Below are 19449 nucleotides of genomic sequence, written 5' to 3'. Positions count from 1 at the left end.
GGGTCAGCCCGCCTTTGCCATCTGCATCAGCGTCACCCGGCTCTGCAGCCGGCGCTGCGCCTGGTCGACGACGACGGCGACGATGATGACGAGGCCCTTGATCACCATCTGCCAGAACGAGCTCACCCCCATCATCACCAGCCCGTCGGAAAGGATGCCGATGACGAAGGCGCCGACGATTGTGCCGCCGATCGTGCCGCGGCCACCCGACATCGAGGTGCCGCCGAGCACAGCCGCGGCGATGGCGTTGAGCTCGAAGCTTTCGCCGGTCGCCGGATGCGAGGCCATCAGTTCGGACGAGATGATCAGCCCGACGACCGCCGCGCAGAAGCCGGAGAACATGTAGACGAACATCTTCACCATATTGACCCTGACGCCCGAAATCCGCGCCGCCCGTTCGTTGCCGCCGACGGCAAAGATGTGGCGGCCGAGCGGGGTGTATTTGGCCAGATAGGCCGCCCCAACTGCTACGACGACAAGAATCCATATCGAGACCGGCAGGCCGAGCAGCCGGCCGGCGCCGAGGAAGCCGAACCCGGTCGTGCCCAGATCGGGCTTGCCGACGAGGTTCGGAAAGGTGCGACCATCCGACGACAGCAGCGCCAGGCCGCGTGCGACATAGAGCACGCCGAGCGTGGCGATGAACGGCGCGACATTCAGCCTGGTGATCAGCAATCCGTTGACGGCGCCGATCAATATACCGACCGCCAGCGTGATCAGTGCGATCTCGAAGACGTTGAAATAGATCGTGTAGCCGACCTGCAGGTCGATGCCGTTGAGCACGAGATAGCCGGCGACCATGCCGCACAGGCCGACAATCGAGCCGACCGAGAGGTCGATGCCGCCGGTGATGATGACGAAGGTCATGCCCATGGCGAGGAAGGCGTTCAGCGCGACGTGCTTCGACATCAGGATCAGGTTGGCGGCCGAAAGGAAATTCGGCGCCGCGATCGAGAAGAAGATCAGGACGGCGATCAGCGCAATGAACGTCCTCGCCTTCATCAGCGTCAGCAGCACGGAGCCGCTCGAGGCGGAGGCAACTGAAGCCTTGGCCGGGATGTCAGTCATGGGCGTGGCTCTCCATGTGCGGGACCGGCCCGTGGCCAAGCGCCGATGCGGCGACAAGTGCCGCCTCCGTCGCCTCGGCGCGATCGAACATGCCGGTCAGTTTTCCATTGCTCATCACCGCGATCCGGTCGGACAGCGCCATCACCTCGTCGAGATCGGAGGTGGCGAACAGAATGCCCAGCCCGTCGCGGGACAGTTTGCGCATGGTGCGGAAGACGTCGGCCTTGGCGCCGACATCGATGCCGCGGCTGGGCTCATCCATCAGCAGCACCTTCGGCCCGGTGAGCAGCGCCTTGCCGATCACCACCTTCTGCTGGTTGCCGCCCGACAGCGACGAGACCTCCTGCGCCGGATCGGCGACCTTGATCGCCAGTTCCCGCACCATCTGCGTCACCGCCTGGTTCTCCTTGGTGCCGCTGATATGGAACAGGCGCACAAACCGCGACAGGCTGGCCAGCGTCAGATTGCTGGCGACCGAGAGGATCGACACCAGACCTTCGCGCTGGCGGTCCTCGGGGATCAGCGCCAGCCCGCGCCGGATGCGCCGCGTGGTGTCGCGTTCCCTGACCTTCTTGCCGGCAATGAAGATCGCCCCGGTGGCATGGCCGTGGCGCCCCATGATGCAGTCGAACAGCTCGCTGCGTCCGGCGCCCATCAGGCCGTATATGCCGAGGATCTCGCCGGCACGCAGCGACAGCGAGACATGATCGACCGCAAGCCCGCCGGTCACGCGCGGCAGGCAGATGTCCTCGGCGCGGAAGATCTCTTCCCCCGGAACATGGCCGTCGGCCTTGGCAAAATCCTTGGCGTCGGAGCCGATCATCTGCCGCACGATCCATTGCGTGTCGACGTTTTTCATCTTCTCCTGGCCGGTGATGCGGCCGTCGCGCAGCACGGTGATGTAGTCGCCGATGCGGATCAGCTCCTCGAGCCGGTGCGAGATGTAGACGATCGCCACGCCGCGCGCCTTGAGGTCGGCGATCACCTTGAACAGAATCTCGACTTCCGCCGCACTCAGCGCCGAGGTCGGTTCGTCCATGATCAGGATGCGCGCATCGAGCGAAACCGCCTTGGCGATCTCGACCAGTTGCTGCTGGCCGATGCGCAAATCCTCGACCAGCATGTCCGGCCGGATGCCGGCTTGCAGGCGCTCGAGAAATTCCGCCGCGCGGCGCTCCTGTTCCCGGCTGTCGATCTTGCGGAACCGGTTGGTGATCTCGCGGGTGGCGAAAATATTCTCGGCCACCGTCAGGTTGCCGAACAGGTTCAACTCCTGGAACACCATGCCGATGCCGCGGTTCACCGCGTCGCCGGATGAGGAGAAGGAAACCTCTTCGCCCTCCAGGAGAATGCGGCCGAGCGTCGGCTGTTCGACGCCGGCGATGATCTTCATCAGCGTCGATTTGCCGGCGCCGTTTTCGCCGACCAGCACGTTGACCGCGCCCTTGCGCACTTCGAAATTCGCGCGCTTGACCGCGACTGTCCCCGAATAGACCTTGGAGACGTCTTCCAGCTTCAGGATGACATCATGATCGCCGGCGGCAGTCATGGCTTCGGCCCCACCTCTGCCTCCGCCGGGGTCACCAGCGGCAGGTCCTGGCCGCTGCCCATGACATAAGCGCCGACAACCCTGGCGCTGCGGCCCTCCAGCGCTTCGCGCGGCAGCTTGGAGAGCACCGTCTTGTCGGCATGGATGTTGAACGCCTTGCCGAACTGGGCGAAGTCGATCTGATTGGTGAAATCGTTGAACTGGATGAAGTCGAGGCTGTCGCGCAGCGCGGTGCCACGCATCGCGGGTCCGATCTGCACCCGTGCATCCGCCTTGCCGTCACCGTCGGCATCGACATCCATGGTTGCCGCGCGTGACTGTGTGTTCGCCGCAACAATCTTGCCTTCGAGGCGAACCGCGAAGGTCCACGGCGAATTCGCCTGCTTCTTCGGATTGCCATACTTGGCGCCGGCAGCCGCGGGATCGGCTTTCGCCAGGGCGTGAACCTCGGGAAACGATCCGGCCTTCTGCTGGAGATAGGGCAGCATTTTGGCAGCCCAGATATCGCCGACCATCTTGTCCGCATTGAAGGCCGGTGCATTGCCGCCATCTTCCGCGGACGGTGTCGGCAGGATCTTGCAGGCAGTCAGGCTGATGCCAAATATCACGGCAACGGTCGCCCAAGTCAGCTTGTTCAACATGTCGGCTTGTTCGGCATGGCGGTCAGGGCACCCGGGAAATGGAAGCAAGGGACGAGCCGGAAGCTCGTCCCTTGCGATTGATGTCACACCGGCTCAGTTGGTCAGCGCGAAGGTTTCCAGCTTGGCGGCATTGTCGCCATTGATCAGGACGCAGTCCATCAGCTGCTTTTCCTCGGCCGGAGACTTCTTGTTCTTGATGAAGTCGTTGGCCTGCTCGACTGCCATCTGAGCCTGCGCATAGGCCGGCTGCAGGACCGTGGCCTTGATGCCGCCAGAGGCGATCGAGTCGCGGACGTCATTCGATCCGTCGAAGCCGACGACGATGACGTCCTTGCGGCCGGCGGCGGCAAGGGCGGCATGGGCGCCCATCGCCATTGTATCGTTGCCGGAGATCACGCCCTTGATGTCCGGGTTGGCCTGGAGGATCGATTCCATCTTGGCATAGGCCTCGGTCTGGCTCCAGTTGGCCGATTGCTGCGCCACCATCTTCAGATCCGGATAGTCGTCGATGACGTCGTGATAGCCCTTGGAGCGGATGCCGGCATTGGTGTCGGATTCCTTGCCGACCAGCTCGACGTAATTGCCTTTCTCGCCCATCAGCTTGACGAACTCCTGCGCGCCAAGCTGGGCGCCCTGGTAGTTGTTGGAGACGATCTGCGCGACGGCGACGCCGGTGGCGTTGATCTCGCGATCGATCAGGAACGACGGAACGCCCGCGTCCTTGGCCTTCTGCACGGCGGCGACCGAGGCGTCGGCGCCGGCATTGTCGAGGATGATCGCCTTGGCGCCGCGACCGATCGCCGTGTCGATGAGCTCGGACTGCTTGTTGGCGTCGTCGTCATGGACCAGCACCAGCGTTTCATAGCCGAGTTCCTTGGCCTTGGCTTCCGCGCCGACGGCTTCGGCCTTGAAGAATGGGTTGTCGTGCGAGGGCGTGATGATGGCAATGAGATCCGCCGCATAGGCGGGTGCAGCGGTGCCCAGCGCCAGCATGCCGGCAAAAGCCGCAAATGTCATTCTGCGAGTGAGTTTCATGATTTCCTCCCATTTGAAAAAGCCTGTGCTTCCGCGGCCCAGGCTGAAATGCATTCCAGTTTGTCAGGCGGATCGCGTCCGGTGTCGCGGATCGGGTCATTTGCCGGCTCACCCGGGCGGATCATCCGGCTCGGTTCCGTCTTCAGCCTGCCCCTCCACCTGCCGCCTGCCCAATTTTCAGCCCGGCCTCTGCTAGCCAAAGCCAATCCAACAGCTAAGCCAACTGGTATAATGAGTCAACCACAAATTCAGATGATCTGTATCTGATGAGCAGCAAGCGCCACCGGAGAGTCATCCCACCAAGAGCGATACTTCGTTCCCTACGATGCGCCTGCATCTGGCCAGGTCGGAGAACCACCACCTTAAGCGGTACGATACGCGGGCGAGGGCGCAATAAGTAAGTAAGGAGGAGACATTCCTAAGCCTTATTCGGTGCTCAGCGCTACGCGCAGGCTTTGCTAGTATCGCCTACTGGTTGTGGAATTTCTCCGCGGCCCCAGCCTGCGCGCGGTATTTTTAAAAAATTCGTTCGCGGCAAGGGTCGCGTTGCCGGTGAGGTTCAGCTATGACTTTTGTGCAGAGTTTCAGGCCGCCATCCTGCAGCCCCGCGCCAAGCTTTGCTGACCGACGGCATTCGGCTTCATTGCGTGGCATGCGCGGCAGGAGCTGCAGCGCCATGCTGTGCCTCATTTCGTTGTGTATCATCCTGCTGCTGGGATCTGCGGCACACGGTCGGCCGAAGGCTGACGACAGACTTGCTCCGCGAGACACGATCGAACTGCACGTTTGGCAGTGGACTGCCTTGCGCGACGGCGTTCTGGAGGCGTTGCAGCTCAACCATAGTTTCACCATCGACTCGACCGGCACGCTTGACCTTCCCTTGATCGGCAGCATTGCCGCCGCAGGTCTGCGTGAGGAGGAGCTGGCAAAGCTGATTTCCGACCGCTTGCAAGCCAGGAGCGGCCGTCAGGAACGGGCGGACATAACCGTCAAACTGATACAAAGTTCGCCTTCCGACCTCACGGCTTCGGTGGAGGTCAAACAAGAAGCGCCCGAACCGCCGGCGGACCCAGCCAGCGACGGCTCTTCGGCCGTGGCTTCGCAACGCGCCAGTGTCGAGAACGGCCAGGCCGAGGCGCAACCGGGCGTGCGCGGTCCCCACACATCTCGGCAGCCTGCAGCGGAGCAGCAGCAAGCTCTGCAAGGGGCATTGCCGAATGAGCTGTCTGCCGCTCGCATGGAAATCGCGGCAGCGCGCGCGGAAGCACTTGCGGCTCGTCAGACTGCTCGCAACGATGCCGCGCGACACAATCAGGACCTTGCGACGGCGCGTCAACGGGCCGACGCCTTGGTGCGGGAACTCGATGCGGTGCGGACTGACCGCGGTACGCTGGAACAAAAGCTCTTTGCGGCGCTAAGGGAAGTCGACGCGCTCAGGAAGAGCGTGCAGCCGGCTCGCGGTGACCCGGCTCGCGCTGACCATGAGGGCCGCGATTTGGCGGCGGCGCGAGCCGAACTGGCCGTGATGCAGCGCGGCGCCCGCGATGCCAGTGCGCAGGCGCGTGCGGTAGCCGACATGATGGCTGAACAAGGACAGGCGCTAAAACAGCAGCGGCGAAGAGCCGAAGAGCTCGCGCTCGATCTGGAAGTGGTGGAAAGCCAAGTGAAAGACTTGAAGGCCAAAGCCACTCTCGCCGATCACGAGAAGGCCGCCATGCTTGAAGCGCGTCACTCCATGGCGGCCTCTGTGGCAGAGGCGCAGCGAGCGCTGGATGAGGAGCGGCACAAGGCTGAGCGCTTCGAACGCGAACTCAGCGCGGCGCGCCAGACCATCGACGCGCTTAAGACAAGCGCGGATCTGGCTGCGGCTGCGCGCACCGACGCCATCAGGGAACGACAGGTGGCCGAGGCGGCTTTGAAGCGAGCTGGCGACGCACTCGAACTGGAGCGCGAACGGGCAGATTCAGCTGCTCGTGATCGCGACAGCGCCCGGCGGGAACGCGACGCGGCCAGGCAGGAAGCGAGCCGCGTCTCGATGGAGCTGAGCGTGGCGTTGGAGCAAGAGCGCAACAAGGCCGTCGGCCTGGCCCGCGAGCTCAGCGCCGCTCGAAAGGCGGTTGACGTTGAAAAGGCCCGGGATGAGCGTCGCAGCGAGCGTATCAACCGCGTTCCGAAAGCGCGTGCCGTCGCAGCTTCGCGTGCAGATGTGTCCGTGCGCTCGCGACCAGCCCGTCAATCGGGGTTGCGGGAAAACCACAAAGTGAAGGCCAAAAAACCATCGCGACCTGTTCTGGTGGCGACCATCGCGCTTCCCGACGCGTTGCTCCCGACGCGACCGCCGAAGCTCGGCGCTCCCTAGCGAGGGCTGATCGTGAAGGGCATTTCGGTGGGCCGAATACATGCCGCAGGAGGAATATGGTGATGAACAAATACGTCGCAGCCGCATTGACCGTCGCGATCGCAATTTGCCCTGCCTCGGCTCTTGAGGCGGGGCTTGGCGGCAAACTTGGCGGTGTCGGGGTCGGTGCTGGCCTTAGCGCCGGCCCGAAAGGCGCCTCGGTGGCGGGCGGCTCGAGCGTCGACGGAGTAGGGGGAGCAAGCCTTGGCGGATCGCTCGGCGCGGGCAAGGGATCGCTCGGTGCCGGACTTGGCGTCAGCGGCAACCTCGGCGGCGCAAGCGGCGGCCTGTCGACAGGTGTCGGGGTGGGCGACCGTTCGTCCGCATCGGGCACCGCTCCAGGAGGTAAGCCAGGCAACCCGGCGCTGGGCGCTGGGCAAGCCGCGAGCAGCAATGCCGGCATCACGCCAGCCACCACCAAGGCCAAGGCCGCGAGTCAATTCGCCATCCTGCCCCGCAAGCTCAGGCCTTCCGGAACTGGTCGCAACGCGTCGGCGCGGATCACCTATGGCTATCCGTTTATGGCGCCACTGAAAGCCAAACCCGGTATCCCACCAGCTGCGGTGCGCGCCTGCCGCACGGCGATCGCGTCGGCCGCGACGCCGCTTGGCGCCGTGCTTGTTCACGCGGTAAGCGCTGGCCCGTTGCAGCAACGTCGGGGCGCACTCACGGCGCCGATCGAGGTGCGCATACACTATGCAAGACAAGGCGGCGTCGAGGTTCGGCAGGCGCGAGTCGGCTGTCGCCTCGATGCGGCGGGTAGAGTCACCGCGGTGACATAGGACGCGCCTGTATCTCCGCCTGTGGGGGAAGGTGGCTTGCGCCTTCAGGTGATGCGCTGGATGCTCGCTGCAATCTCTTCCGGCTCGAAGACCCGCTTCCAGTCGTCGCGCATCAGCACCGGCTTGCCGAACTCGATGGCCTTGTTGCAGGCGTCGGAGAACACCCCCTTGGTCTCGCCGAAGATGACGGCGCCGAGCACATTCATGTGGCCAAGCAGGAAGTCGAGCGCGGCCTGCTGGTCGACTCCGCGCGCGACGACCTCGTCGACCGCTTCCTTCATGACGACCAGCAGCGAAGCGCAGACGGTCTCCGAAAGGCCCGGCTCAAGCAGCGCCATCTGGTCGACGGTGACGCGATGCGACCGCATCACCGGGGCCCAGATGATCTTGGCGATCGCTTCGCCCTTGGCGAAATCCTCCTCCGGTCCCTGCATCAGTGCGCTGACCATATGCTGCTTGGCCTTGACGCCGCCGAAATAGTCCTTCTTGGCCGCCATGTCGGTCTCGTCGTTGAAGATCGGCGGATGGCAGGGATGGGTGACGAAATAGGTCAGGTCCGGCCGCTTCGGCAAATGACCGGCGAAAGGCGCTGCGGCGTCGAGCACGACCACCATTGTGCCGGACGCAAGCTTGCCCTCGATGCTGGCCGCGACCTTGCCGATATGGGTGTCGGGAACCGCCAGGATTACCACCTCGGCGCCGTTCAGGGCTTCATCGGCGCTGACCGCGTCGAGGCCCAGCCCGGTCTTCAGCCGCTCGCGGCCGGCGTCGCTGACCTCGACATGGCGTATGCTGTAGGGAGAGCCACGAAAATTGGTCGACAGGCGGTAACCCATTTTGCCGCCGGCACCAAACAGCGCAATCGTAGTCATCTGGCCCTACTCCTGATCTTCAACGATGACCCTGCCGATCGTCACCTTAGTAACTGGTATAATCACACTACCATGGATTGGCAACCCGTTTGGGACGAACGCGTTCACGAGAGCCAATTCCGCAGCCCCGCGCCGTCGGCTGCGCCAGCTGGTGGCGGCCTTGTCGGATCATGTGGTGGATCGACATCGCATTTGGCATTGCCGGCGAGGCCGGGTCTTTTCAGGGTTCCGGCGAGCCGTCAGTCTTGATAGTTAGGGTCCGCTGCCAACCGTCTCAGCAGTATCCGTGGGAGCAGGATCCATCAGCGTCCGGGAAACATCGCCTTCAAGCCGTCGCGCGACGCCCTGGCGACGCCGCGCTCGGTGATCAATCCGGTGACCAGCCGCGCCGGCGTCACGTCGAAGGCCGGGTTTGCCGCGGGCGTCGTCTCCGGCGAGATGCGGACCTGCGCAATCTCGCCACTCGCGGTCTTACCCCAGACCAGTGAGACCTCGTCGCTGGAACGCTGTTCGATCGGGATTTCGGCCAGCCCGTCACCCACCGTCCAGTCGATGGTTGGCGACGGCAGCGCGACATAGAACGGCACGTCGTTGTCGGCGGCGGCCAGCGCCTTCAGATAGGTGCCGATCTTGTTGCAGACATCGCCGTCGGCGGTGGTGCGGTCGGTGCCGACGATGACCATGTCGATCTGGCCGCGCTGCATCAGATGGCCGCCGGCATTGTCGACGATCAGTGTATGCGGCACACCGTGGCCGGCCATCTCCCATGCGGTCAACTGGGCGCCCTGGTTGCGCGGGCGGGTTTCGTCGACATAGACATGAACGGGAATGCCGGCTTCCGTTGCCAGATAGATCGGCGCCGTGGCGGTGCCGTAGTCGACGGTGGCCAGCCAGCCGGCATTGCAATGGGTCAGGATGTTGACCGGCTCGCCCGGTTGCTTGCGTGCTGCGATTTCCCTGATGATTTCAAGCCCGTTGACGCCGATGGCGCGGTTGAGGCCGACATCCTCGTCGGCGATTTCGCCGGCGCGCCGGTAAGCCGCCTCGGCGCGCTGTCCTGATGGAAGCGGCCGCAGCAAATTGCGCATCTCATCGAGCGCCCAGCGCAGATTGATCGCGGTCGGGCGGGTTTCGTGCAAGACCTCCCAGACGCCGTCGAGTGCCGCATCCGAAGGGTCGTCGGCCATCTGCATGGCGACGCCATAGGCGGCGGTGACGCCGATCAGCGGCGCGCCGCGCACCCACATGTCGCGGATCGCCGTGGCGATGCCGGCAACGGTGTCGACTTTTTCGACGCGGAAATCATGCGGCAGCCAGCGCTGATCGATGATCTCCACCGAACGGCCGTCGTCGCTCAGCCAGATGGTGCGGTAGTGGCGGTCGCCGACATTCAAATCCTGTTCTCCCGTTCGATCAGTGCGGCCAATTTGTTGACCTCGTCGATGCTGTGGATCTGGCGCCGGTTGACGGCGATGTGACGGCCGAATTTCAGCGCCTTTGCCTCACATGTGGCGCGCAGATCGGCGTCGGCAATGGTCTCGAAATCGGCATTGTGCGCGAGGCCCAGAATGCGCCTGTGCACCTCGACGCCGGCAAAGCCCAGCATGTCGGTCCACACCTGGTGCAGCATGTGGTCGAGCGCCTGTTCGGCGCCAAGCCTGTCGCCCTGATCCTCGAACAGGCTCTTCTGGTAGAGCATGCCGGTGCGCTCGGTTCGCCACAGATGCGAGAACTCGCTGCGGAACACCGACCATGTGTCGACCGTGACGTCGAGCAGATAGGCGCGCATGGTGTCGCGCTTCCCGTTCTGCTCGTGGCCACGCTGCGAGAAGAACGCCATCCAGAAATTGGCGAGCAGCATGCCGACGTCGAAGGCGATCGGGCCGTAGAAGGCGAATTCGGGATCGATCATCCGCGTTTCTGTCTCGGTGACCATGATCGAGCCGGAATGCAGGTCGCCGTGCAGCAGCGTCTCTGCATTGGCCGCAAAAATGTGCTTCAGCCGCTGCGCCTCGACCTTGAGGTCACGGTCGGCGCGCAATTCTGCAACGATGCTGTCGAGCTGCGGGCTCGTATGCCGGTTCATCTTGGCATCGAAATACGGGTCCGAGAACACCAGGTTCTCGGTGATGTCGCAAAGCTCGACATTGTCGGCGAACAGCGCCAGATCGGCCTTGCGATCCCTGGTCGCCATATGCAGGTCGGAGCCGCGAAACAGGGTGCGGGCCATGAACAGGCCGATGTCCCTGGCGATGTTGGGCAGTTGCCGGCCCTCGATCAGCGCCCGCCGCAGGATGATGTGCGGCGACAGGTACTCCATGATGATCAGCGCCTGGCCTTCGTCGAAGTGATGGATCGCCGGCACCGAACCGGGCGCTCTCGCCTGCTGCCGGGTCAGCGCGTGATATTCAAAGAAGGAGCGTTTTAGCGGCAGCGGCCAGCTGTCGCCGACCAGGCGGACATAGGGCAGGGCCTGCTTGACGACGGCCGCACCCTGCGCACCCTCGACGATGAACACCAGGTTCAGATTGCCGTCGCCGACCTCGCGAACCTTCCAGCGGCTCGTGTCCTTGCCGATATGCGAGCACAGCGCCGCGTTGGCGCCGAGGCGGGCCGCCAGTGTTTCGACCGACAGTGCTTCGAACGGCAATTTCCCAGTCATCCTCACCTCCCGTTTACGTGCTCTCATCTTAGTGGAGCCATCACGGTTGGTCCAAGCTAGGAAGCCCTCTGGCAATTGTCAATCGTGTTGACAATTGCCGGAACAGCCCATAGCGTCGTCGCCAGGGAGGAACGAATGGGCAATGATGCCGTGTTCCGCGTCGACGGCCTGAGGAAATCCTTCGGCCCTATCGAGGTGCTTGGCGGCGTCTCGCTCGATTTGCATGCCGGTGAATTGACCGTGCTGATGGGCGCCAACGGCGCCGGCAAATCCACCCTGGTCAAGATCATCAGCGGCGTTTACGAGCGCGGCGGCGGCACGATGAGCCTTGCCGGCCAAAACTTCGCGCCGCACGACTTCGCGCCGAAAACGCCGGCGGCGGCGATCCGCGCCGGCGTCGTCACCGTTCATCAGAACATCAATGACGGTGTCGTCGCCGATCTCGACGTCGCCACCAATTTGACGCTCGACAGGCTGAGCGGCAGCGGCGCGCCGACCCTGTTCAATCCGGGCCGGGTGCGCCGCGAGGCAAAGGCGGTTGCCGACCGCATGGGGCTGATGATCGACCTGAAGGCCCGGATCAGCGATCTCTCGCTGGCCGATCGCCAGATGGTGGCGATTGCCCGCGCCATGGCGCATCAGCCGAAGGTGCTGATCCTCGACGAGCCGACCTCATCCTTGTCCAGCGCCGAGGCCGACCGGCTTTTCGCGCTGCTCGACAGGCTGCGCGAGCAGGGCGTCGCCATCCTCTACATCTCGCACCGCATGTCCGACATCAGGCGGCTTGCCGACCGGATCGTCTCGATGCGCGACGGCGTCGTCTCAGGCGTCTTCGACAGCAAGCCGCTCGATTATGAAGGCGCGGTCAACGCCATGCTCGGCCGCAAGATCCACCTCGAGCGGATCGTCGCCAGGAATTCGGCCAGGCCTGTCCTGACGATCGACAGGTTGCGCATTGCCGAAGGTTCCAGGCCGATCTCGCTGACGCTCGGCGACGGCGAAGTCGTTGCCATCACCGGCCTCGTCGGCGTCGGCAAGACAGCGCTCGCCGAGACGCTGTTTGGCGTCCGCAAGCCGCTGTCCGGCACCATGGTGCTGAACGGCAAAGCCTATGCACCGGGGTCGACAGGCGAGGCGATCGCCGCCGGCGTGTTTCTCGTCGCCAAGGACCGGAGCGAAAACGGGATCGTCGGCGACTTCAACATCCAGAAAAATATCAGCCTGCCGTTTCACAGGCGGATGTCGCGTCTGGGCGTTCTCAAGCGCCGCATCGAGCGCGCCACCGCCCGCCGGCAGATCAAGGAATTGGGCATCGTCTGCCGCTCGGAGAAGGACGAAATGTCAGCGCTTTCCGGCGGCAACCAGCAGAAGGTGATGGTCGCCCGCTGGATGTCGCAGGCGGCAAGACTGTTCATACTGGACGAGCCGTTTCAGGGCGTCGACATTTCAGCCAGGCGCGATATCGCGGCCAAGCTGCGGGCGAGCGCCAACGGCCGTGCGACGCTGCTGTTCGTCACCGAGCTCGACGAGGCGCTGGAGACCGCCGACCGCATCCTGGTGATGTCGGAGCAGACAATCGTCGGTGAGCATCGCAACGCCGACATCGACCTCGATCGCCTGCTGGCCGAAGTGGCGGGCGGGCCGCTGCACAGCGCAGCGTGAGGCGGGCAGATAATGGGACGTGGAATGGAGAGGGCATGAGTTCGGGTTGGGTAAGGATGGCAGCCGCGCGCGGCCATGCCATCCGCTATGGCTTCATCGTTCTGCTGTTCGGGTTGATCGCCTATTTCGCCATCGCCGCCGATGGCTTCGTCTCGCCGCAGAGCGCCGTCTTCATCTTCCAGTCCGTCGCCATCACCGGCGTGCTGGCGCTCGGCGTCACCGCCACCCTGGTCGTCGGCGGCTTCGACCTGTCGATCGGCTCCGTCGCCACCAGCGCCATGATGGCGGCCGCCTATGTCATGGTGGTGCTGGAGCAGAACGCTGTCGTCGCGGTTGTCGCCTGTCTCGCGATCGGCGTCATCGTCGGCCTCATCAATGGCTGGCTGATCGTCTATATGCGTGTACCGGACCTTCTGGCGACGCTCGGCATGATGTTCCTGCTCGTCGGCTTGCAGCGAATCCCGACCGAGGGCCGCTCGATCGCCACCGGCATGACGATGCCTGACGGCTCGGTCGCCAACGGCACGTTCGGCGCCGGCTTCCTGGCGCTCGGCCGCCACCGCTTCGATTTCTTCATCCCCAACCTCATCCCGGTTTCGGTCGTCGTCCTGCTCGTGCTTGCGGTGCTGATCTGGTTCTTTCTCGAATACACCCGTTTCGGCCGCATGATGTATGCGGTCGGCAGCAACCAACGGGCTGCCGAACTCGCCGGCGCGCCTGTCAAGGCATACAAAATCTGGGCATACGTTATTTCAGGGGTTTTTGCCTCGATCGGCGGCATTTTGCTCGCTGCCCGGCTTGGACGCGGCGACATCGCCTCGGGTAATAATCTCCTGCTGGACGCAGTGGCTGCGGCACTCATCGGCTACGCGGTTCTTGGCGCCGCCAAGCCGAACGCCTTCGGCACGGCTGTCGGCGCGGTGTTTGTCGGCGTGCTGCTGCAGGGCCTGACGATGATGAACGCGCCCTATTACACGCAGGATTTCATCAAGGGCGTGGTTCTCGTGGTTGCCCTGGTCTTCACCTTCGCCCTTTCCGACAGGGGCAACAGGTAGGATTTCGACGGACAGGATTTTCGACCGGCTGAAATTTGAATTCAACAAGTGGAGGAGACAACATGAAGATCACAAGAAGAGTTTTGGGGAAGGCAGCAATCGGGCTTGCCGGTGCTGCGCTGCTGATGCAGGTCCCGGCGATGGCGCAGGACAGGCCGGCGCCGTTCGACAAGCCCGGCGCCGTCAAGATCGCGCTGGTCCGCTATCTCTCGACCGGCGACTTCTTCCAGGCCTATCTGTCCGGTGTAGAAGCGCAGGCCAAGGCGCTTGGCGTCGATCTGCGCGTCCTCGACAGCCGTCAGGATGCCGCCCTTCAGGCGGACATGGTCGACCAGGCCATCGCGCTCGGCGTTCAGGGCATCATCATCCAGCACGGCTTGACGGAATCGATGAAGGAAGCCGCCCAGCGCGCGGTCGACGCCGGCATCAAGGTCGTCGCCTTCGACGTCAACCTCGAGAACCCCAAAATACCGCAGATCGAGCAGTCCGACCGCGACCTTGCACGCCTCGCTCTCGAGCAGGCAATCAAGGACAATGGCGAGGGCTGGAAGGCCGGCTACGTCTATGTCGCCGGCATCGCGCCGCTCGACCGCCGCAACGAGACCTGGGTCGAGTTCAAGAAGAAATATCCCGGCATCAAAGAGGCGGCGATGTTCGGCGCGCTCGACAACCCGATCGCCAATTCCGTCGCCAACCAGGCCCGTTCGGTGCTGTCGGCCAACCCCGACATCAAAGTGATGTTCGCGCCCTTTGACGAATTCGCCAAGGGGGTGAAGATCGCCGTCGACGAGGCCGGCCTGTCACAGGACATCAAGATCTATTCGGCCGACATCTCGACCTCCGACATCGCCGCGATGCGCGAGCCCGACAGCGCCTGGGCGGCGACGGCTGCCACCAACCCGGCCGTCGTCGGCCAGGTTTCGGTGCGCGCGCTGGCGCAGCTTTTGGCCGGCGAAGACCCCGGTCAAAACGTCATCGTGCCGCCGACGCTGATCAGCCAGAAGGACCTGATCGACAAGGACATCAAGAACATGGAAGACCTCTCGGCCAAGCTGCCGCAGTTCGCCCATGCCGATGTCGCGATGCCGGCCTGGATGCCGAACCCGAACGCCAAATAAGCGTACCATCGCAGGCCCAAGGGAAGAGCGGCTCGCGGGCGGGCCGCTCTTTTCCAGGTCTGAATGCCTGCTCCGTCAGGCTCGTGGTTTACAGCCAGTGCTCCGGATCGCGCATCCCGTGGACGATCGCCACGACCAGGATGCCTTCCAGCTGCGGTTCGTAGATGACGATGTAGCGGCCCTCGATGAGCACGCGGGCCGTCACACTCAACTCTGGCCTGGCTGTGCCCATCTTGGGGTGCTCCGCCGCCAGCTCCAGTTTGTCAAAAATGCGCATAAGCAGCTTGTCGGCTGCCTTTTCATTCTCGATTGCGATAGTGTGCCAAATATCCCGCAAATCTTGCGAGGCGCGCGGCGTGAGCCGATATCTAGCCACGGGCGCGGCGTTCTGCCTTCAAACCGCGTATGAACTCGGCGGGTTCGACTTCCACCGGCTTGCCGCTGGCCATGCCGTCGGCATAGGCCCGCTTCAAGTGTTCCAACTCCAAGGCGCGCAATTCCTCGCGCTGTTCCCACAGGCGCAGAGCGTCGCGGACAATCTCGCTGTTAGAGGCATATCCCCCGCCTTCGACAGCGCTTTGCAGGCGGGCCGCCTGTTGCGGGGTGAGGGATATGGTAAGGGTGCGCATGGGATGGGTTTTCATGCTTGGCCATGTATCATATCTCACAAGGTCTAACAATCTTTGTTAGGATTCTCCGGTGATCTCTCACCGCGAGAATGGCAAAGTTCCAAGCTACCGCAGCGCCGCCGCGATATTGCCGCCATCCACCGTCGTCACATTGGCGGTGGTGCGCTCTGCCAGCGCCTGATGCAGGAAGGCCTGGGCGACGTCTTCGGCCGTCACTTCCTGCCCGAGCAGATTGCCCGCCATATATTCCTTTTCCGAGACCCCGCGGGCGCTCGAACGGCTGGCGATCATCGCGTCGGTCAACAGCCCGGAACGGATGCGGTCGGCGTTGACCGCATTGGAGCGGATGCCGTGGGCGCCGTAGTCGACAGCATATTGCCTGGACAGGAAAAGCGTCGCCGCCTTTGGCATGCCATAGGCGCCGAACTTCGGACCCGGATTGATCGCCTGCTTGGAGGTGTTGAACAAAAGCACGCCGCCGGTGCCCTGCTCGAGCATGATGCGCACTGCGTTCTGCGCCGCCGACTGGTGGGCGAAGAAATTGAGTTCGAAGCTCTTGCGCAAAGTGGCGTCGTCGAGTTCGCCGATCCTGCCTTCCCAAGCCGCACCGGCATTCGAGACGAGGATGTCGAGGCCACCGTAGACGGCAACCGCCTTGTCGAAGGCAGCGCGCATCTGCGCCGGGTCGGTGATGTCGGCGCCGACGCCGATCGAACCGTTGCCGGCCTTTTTTGCCGCCTCCGTCGCCCTCGCCGCGTCGAGATCGACGACGACCGCATGAGCGCCATTGTCGGCGAACAGCTTTGCCGTGGCGGCGCCGATCGCGCCGGCGCCGCCGGTGACCAGCACAATTTGGCCGGTCAGCGGCTTCGGCTTGTTGGCGGCGAGCTTGGCCTGTTCCAGCGACCAGTATTCGAGCGGAAAAAGGTCGGCCTTGGACAGTGGATGGAAATCGCCGATTGCTTCGGCGCCGCGCACCGCCTCGATCCACATTTCACCGACGTCGGAGGCAATCTTCGCATCCTTCAGCGTGCGGCCATGGCCGAACATGCCGAGCCCCGGCACCAGCGTCAGGCGTGGCATCTGGTCGAGCATAGTGCGCTTCACGTCGTCGAGCGCGTCGTTGGTCTCGAAGTAGGCGCGATAGTCCCTAGCGAAGTTTTCGACATGCTGGCGAATGACGGATTTGTAGTCGCCGATCTTGTCCGCGTCGGGCGCCGGCAGCGCCATCGGTCCGGTCTTGATGCGGATCGACAGGTCGGGCGTCGACACGCCGCGCCCGGCATAGTCGGCAATGTCAGCCGAATTGATGAAATCGACGATCGCGTCCGAGGTGCGGAAATCGCTGATCATACGGTCGAAGCGGCCTTCGCCGCGCGCTACCGCCACCTCACCGCGCAGCATCGGCGCAATCTCCGCAGGCCTCGCCAGCCTGGCCGGCAAGGCAGCTTTTTCGCTGCGCGGCTTGCCGTGGCTGGCGATGAAATCCTCGGCGATATCAACATAATGGATCATCCGGTCGTAAGCCTGCTTGGCGTCGTCGCCGAACGTGAAAATGCCATGCTTGTCGAGGATCAGGCCTTCGACCGTCGGGTCGGCGTCGAAGACATCGGCAGCCGCCTTCGCCAGGTCGAATCCCGGCATGATGTAGGGCACGAACCCCATCTTATTGCCAAAAACCTTCTTGCTCAGCGCCTCGCTGTCGTCTTGGTCGACAATGGCCAGGATCGCGGTCGAGTGCGTATGGTCGACGAATTTATGCGGCAGGAAGGCGTGCAGCAGTGTCTCGACTGAAGGGTTGGGCGAAGACGGATCGATCAGGTTCACCCGCTGCAGCGCCACCATGTCTTCGTCGGAGAGTTTTTTGAGCGACCGCGCCTTGAGCAGCGCGCCGAGCTTGACCGCCGGCAGGCCCTGCGGCTCGATGATGCCCATGTCCCAGCCGCTGCCCTTGACGCAGAGCACGTCCCATTCGTCGCCGACGAGATCGATGGCCTTTGTCTTGCACGATGTGTTGCCGCCGCCATGCAGGACAAGCCGCGGTTCGCCGCCCAGAAGCCTGGTCGTGTAGACGCGCAGCGCCAGGTCGCGGGCCACACCCTTTGTTGCATAGTCGGCAACCAGCTTCTCCGCGTCGCCGTCATTCCACAGGTTCTTCATGTTCGCTTCGTCCGGTTGTTTTGTTGTGAAACAGGAATGCCGCGACGCCTTGATGACAATGCGTCCGCGGCTTGTGTTCTCTAGGCGACCTTTTCTGCTGCCGGTCCGGCATCGTCGAGCAGCCGTCGCGCCATCCGGGCGCCGACCACCAGATGCGTGCATAGCCGACCCGCGATCGCCGCCACCAGCGGTCCGAACTTGCTGTCCTCCTGCACCACCACGAGGCGCTTTTCAATCTTGCGCAGCGATGACAGCTCCGCCGAAATGATCCGCCTGTTGTAGCTGCAGTCGAGCGCCTTGCCTTGCGCGTCGATGATCTGACCGGCGATGACGCCGGCAGCCCCGGCACGACGCAGCACCTCCATTTCGCTGGCAGTCAGCGCGCCGCATTTGACGACATGGCTGTCGGCGTCGACGGTGCCGACTGAGTAAAGCGCCAGATTGCACGCACTGATGCCCGACAACTGCTCGCGGATCACCGGCTCGTCGCGCAGGCCGCGCGCCAGTTCCTCTGTCGTCAGCACCAGCGGCGCATAGAAATTGAGTCCCTTGGCATTGAGCCGGCGGGCGATTTCCATGGTGCATTGGTCGGGGCGGTAGGAATAGGGGGCTCCCAGATTGCCGCAGAGCTGCACCACCGTGACATCCTGCAGATCGGCATAGGACATGATGTCGGCGATCGTATAGATGGTCCTTCCCCAGGCGACGCCGATGCGATCGCCCTTCTTGATCAATTCGAGAAAGACGCTGGCCGCCAGCACCGCGATGTCGGTCGACGGATCGGCGACATGGCCGTTTTCCGGCGCTATCCAGACGGCATCGAGCTTCAATGCGTCTTCGAGTTTGCGCGCCATGACGTCGTCGGTGAAAAGCTGGGTCGAGGTCGAGATGTTGACGATGCCGGTCTCGCGCGCTTTGCGCAGATACATGGCGACCGAGGCGCGGGAAATCTTGAGCTGGCTGGCGACCTGGTCCTGGCGCAAGCCGTGGGCATAGTAGAGCCAGGCGGCCTTATGGATAAGCTGTTCTGCCGGTCGGATCGCCATGCCATCTCCTCGCTGACATTATTCACGGCTGTCGACAAAAGTCAAATTGTGGAATCTTGGTGAACTGCGGGCATTGTCGATGCCAGTGATTGCGCCATTTTTGTTATCGGGATAAAAACTGAACAGGAGGCCTGACAATGAACGTATCATTGGGTGAGCGCTGGGAAACTTTCGTGTCCAACATTGTCAAGCGGGGCCGCTACGGTTCTGCCAGCGAAGTCGTGCGCGAAGGCTTGCGCCTGGTCGAAGAACGCGAGGAAAAGCTAAAGGCGCTACGCGCCATGCTGGATAAGTCGTTTGCTGACGACGGCGAAGCGACCGAGCAGGACATTGACGCGGCTGTGGAAGCCAAGGCTGAGCAACTCGCAAAGGAAGGCTTCTAGGAGTGCCACGGCTGCGTATGTTGCCGTCGGTACAGACAGATTTGGTCAATATCTTTGAATACGTCGCTCGCGAAAGCGGCAGCCTGGTGCTTGGCCGCCGTTTTGTGGATGCTCTGCGCCAGAAATGCCGTGATCTGGCGAGCTTGCAGGCGACGCTCGGTCGTGCTCGCCCCGATCTCCGGCCGGACATCCGGAGTTTCGCTTTCCGGGGATACGTCATTTTCTTCCGCTATAATGGAGATTGCTTTGAGGTGGCGAACATCATCGAAGGGCATCGCGACATCAACGCGTTATGGTCAGAAGGCGAAGGCGGGCAGGGGCGCCAGGAGTAGCTGAGGCGGCCTCGCTCGCCAGCGTGCCGAAGCGTTCGATAAACATGGGGAGGACGG

At 63.3% G+C, this 19449-nt stretch carries 18 protein-coding genes; 7 read left to right on the top strand and 11 right to left on the bottom strand.

The genetic code is table 11. The features are described 5' to 3' along the window. Positions 1-3: 3 nt before the first annotated feature. The 4 genes from AC0L17_RS03825 to AC0L17_RS03810 all read right to left on the bottom strand — a co-directional run bounded on the left by AC0L17_RS03825 (position 4) and on the right by AC0L17_RS03810 (position 4293). A complete protein-coding gene (locus AC0L17_RS03825) occupies positions 4-1068 on the bottom strand; it encodes an ABC transporter permease (RefSeq protein WP_023800208.1) in 1065 nt (354 codons plus the stop codon). Further along, positions 1061-2617, bottom strand: coding sequence for a sugar ABC transporter ATP-binding protein (locus AC0L17_RS03820; protein WP_473514812.1), 1557 nt, complete (start codon positions 2615-2617; stop codon positions 1061-1063). The genes AC0L17_RS03825 and AC0L17_RS03820 overlap by 8 nt, the downstream gene beginning before the upstream one ends. Then, a complete protein-coding gene (locus tag AC0L17_RS03815) occupies positions 2614-3258 on the bottom strand; it encodes a DUF2291 family protein (RefSeq protein ID WP_473514811.1) in 645 nt (214 codons plus the stop codon). Before AC0L17_RS03815 ends, AC0L17_RS03820 begins: the two co-directional genes overlap by 4 nt. A gap of 93 nt (positions 3259-3351) precedes the next feature. Next, entirely contained in the window at positions 3352-4293 is a 942-nt protein-coding gene (locus AC0L17_RS03810) for a D-ribose ABC transporter substrate-binding protein (protein WP_031255363.1), read from the bottom strand. Between the two features lie 676 nt (positions 4294-4969). On the opposite strand from AC0L17_RS03810, the gene AC0L17_RS03805 reads away from it, so the two are divergent. Beyond that, complete coding sequence (locus AC0L17_RS03805) at positions 4970-6652, top strand: polysaccharide biosynthesis/export family protein (protein ID WP_473514810.1); 1683 nt, start codon at positions 4970-4972, stop codon at positions 6650-6652. Positions 6653-6714: 62 nt separating this feature from the next. Then, positions 6715-7473 (top strand): hypothetical protein, encoded by a 759-nt coding sequence (locus tag AC0L17_RS03800; RefSeq protein ID WP_473514809.1) that lies wholly within the window; start codon positions 6715-6717, stop codon positions 7471-7473. A 44-nt stretch (positions 7474-7517) separates the two neighbouring features. On the opposite strand, the gene AC0L17_RS03795 is transcribed toward AC0L17_RS03800, so the two are convergent. The 3 genes from AC0L17_RS03795 to mtnK all read right to left on the bottom strand — a co-directional run bounded on the left by AC0L17_RS03795 (position 7518) and on the right by mtnK (position 11007). Beyond that, the gene (locus tag AC0L17_RS03795) at positions 7518-8345 is read right to left on the bottom strand and encodes a phosphogluconate dehydrogenase C-terminal domain-containing protein (RefSeq protein WP_473514808.1); all 828 of its coding nucleotides are present in this window, start codon (positions 8343-8345) and stop codon (positions 7518-7520) included. 302 nt (positions 8346-8647) lie between these two features. Continuing rightward, entirely contained in the window at positions 8648-9739 is a 1092-nt protein-coding gene (gene mtnA / locus AC0L17_RS03790; RefSeq protein WP_473508877.1) for an S-methyl-5-thioribose-1-phosphate isomerase, read from the bottom strand. After that, positions 9736-11007: an S-methyl-5-thioribose kinase gene (gene mtnK, locus AC0L17_RS03785; protein ID WP_473508876.1), complete on the bottom strand. Its 1272-nt coding sequence runs from the start codon at positions 11005-11007 to the stop codon at positions 9736-9738. Before mtnK ends, mtnA begins: the two co-directional genes overlap by 4 nt. Before the next feature lie 135 nt (positions 11008-11142). On the opposite strand from mtnK, the gene AC0L17_RS03780 reads away from it, so the two are divergent. The 3 genes from AC0L17_RS03780 (at position 11143) to AC0L17_RS03770 (ending at position 14842) form a co-directional block, all read left to right on the top strand. Next, complete coding sequence (locus AC0L17_RS03780; RefSeq protein WP_473508874.1) at positions 11143-12669, top strand: sugar ABC transporter ATP-binding protein; 1527 nt, start codon at positions 11143-11145, stop codon at positions 12667-12669. A gap of 35 nt (positions 12670-12704) precedes the next feature. After that, positions 12705-13724, top strand: coding sequence for an ABC transporter permease (locus AC0L17_RS03775; protein ID WP_473508872.1), 1020 nt, complete (start codon positions 12705-12707; stop codon positions 13722-13724). A gap of 62 nt (positions 13725-13786) precedes the next feature. Further along, complete coding sequence (locus tag AC0L17_RS03770) at positions 13787-14842, top strand: substrate-binding domain-containing protein (protein WP_473508870.1); 1056 nt, start codon at positions 13787-13789, stop codon at positions 14840-14842. Between the two features lie 88 nt (positions 14843-14930). Here the strand turns inward: AC0L17_RS03770 and AC0L17_RS03765 are convergent, their stop codons facing one another. The 4 genes from AC0L17_RS03765 to AC0L17_RS03750 all read right to left on the bottom strand — a co-directional run bounded on the left by AC0L17_RS03765 (position 14931) and on the right by AC0L17_RS03750 (position 18677). Next, complete coding sequence (locus tag AC0L17_RS03765; protein WP_091599850.1) at positions 14931-15218, bottom strand: type II toxin-antitoxin system RelE/ParE family toxin; 288 nt, start codon at positions 15216-15218, stop codon at positions 14931-14933. Continuing rightward, positions 15211-15471: a type II toxin-antitoxin system ParD family antitoxin gene (locus AC0L17_RS03760; protein ID WP_413468400.1), complete on the bottom strand. Its 261-nt coding sequence runs from the start codon at positions 15469-15471 to the stop codon at positions 15211-15213. Before AC0L17_RS03760 ends, AC0L17_RS03765 begins: the two co-directional genes overlap by 8 nt. Before the next feature lie 105 nt (positions 15472-15576). Then, on the bottom strand, positions 15577-17631 hold the full coding sequence (locus AC0L17_RS03755) for a bifunctional aldolase/short-chain dehydrogenase (RefSeq protein WP_473508868.1): 2055 nt from the start codon (positions 17629-17631) through the stop codon (positions 15577-15579). An 80-nt stretch (positions 17632-17711) separates the two neighbouring features. After that, positions 17712-18677: a sugar-binding transcriptional regulator gene (locus tag AC0L17_RS03750; RefSeq protein WP_473508867.1), complete on the bottom strand. Its 966-nt coding sequence runs from the start codon at positions 18675-18677 to the stop codon at positions 17712-17714. Between the two features lie 137 nt (positions 18678-18814). Here AC0L17_RS03750 and AC0L17_RS03745 point away from each other — a divergent pair, with 137 nt between their 5' ends. After that, positions 18815-19060: a type II toxin-antitoxin system ParD family antitoxin gene (locus AC0L17_RS03745; RefSeq protein ID WP_077381476.1), complete on the top strand. Its 246-nt coding sequence runs from the start codon at positions 18815-18817 to the stop codon at positions 19058-19060. Positions 19061-19062: 2 nt separating this feature from the next. Then, positions 19063-19392, top strand: a complete 330-nt coding sequence (locus tag AC0L17_RS03740) for a type II toxin-antitoxin system RelE/ParE family toxin (RefSeq protein ID WP_473508865.1) — start codon at positions 19063-19065, stop codon at positions 19390-19392. Positions 19393-19449 lie beyond the last annotated feature (57 nt).

It is taken from the genome of Mesorhizobium sp. WSM4829 (assembly GCF_055811475.1).
This window is presented reverse-complemented; position numbering and strand designations above follow the sequence as displayed.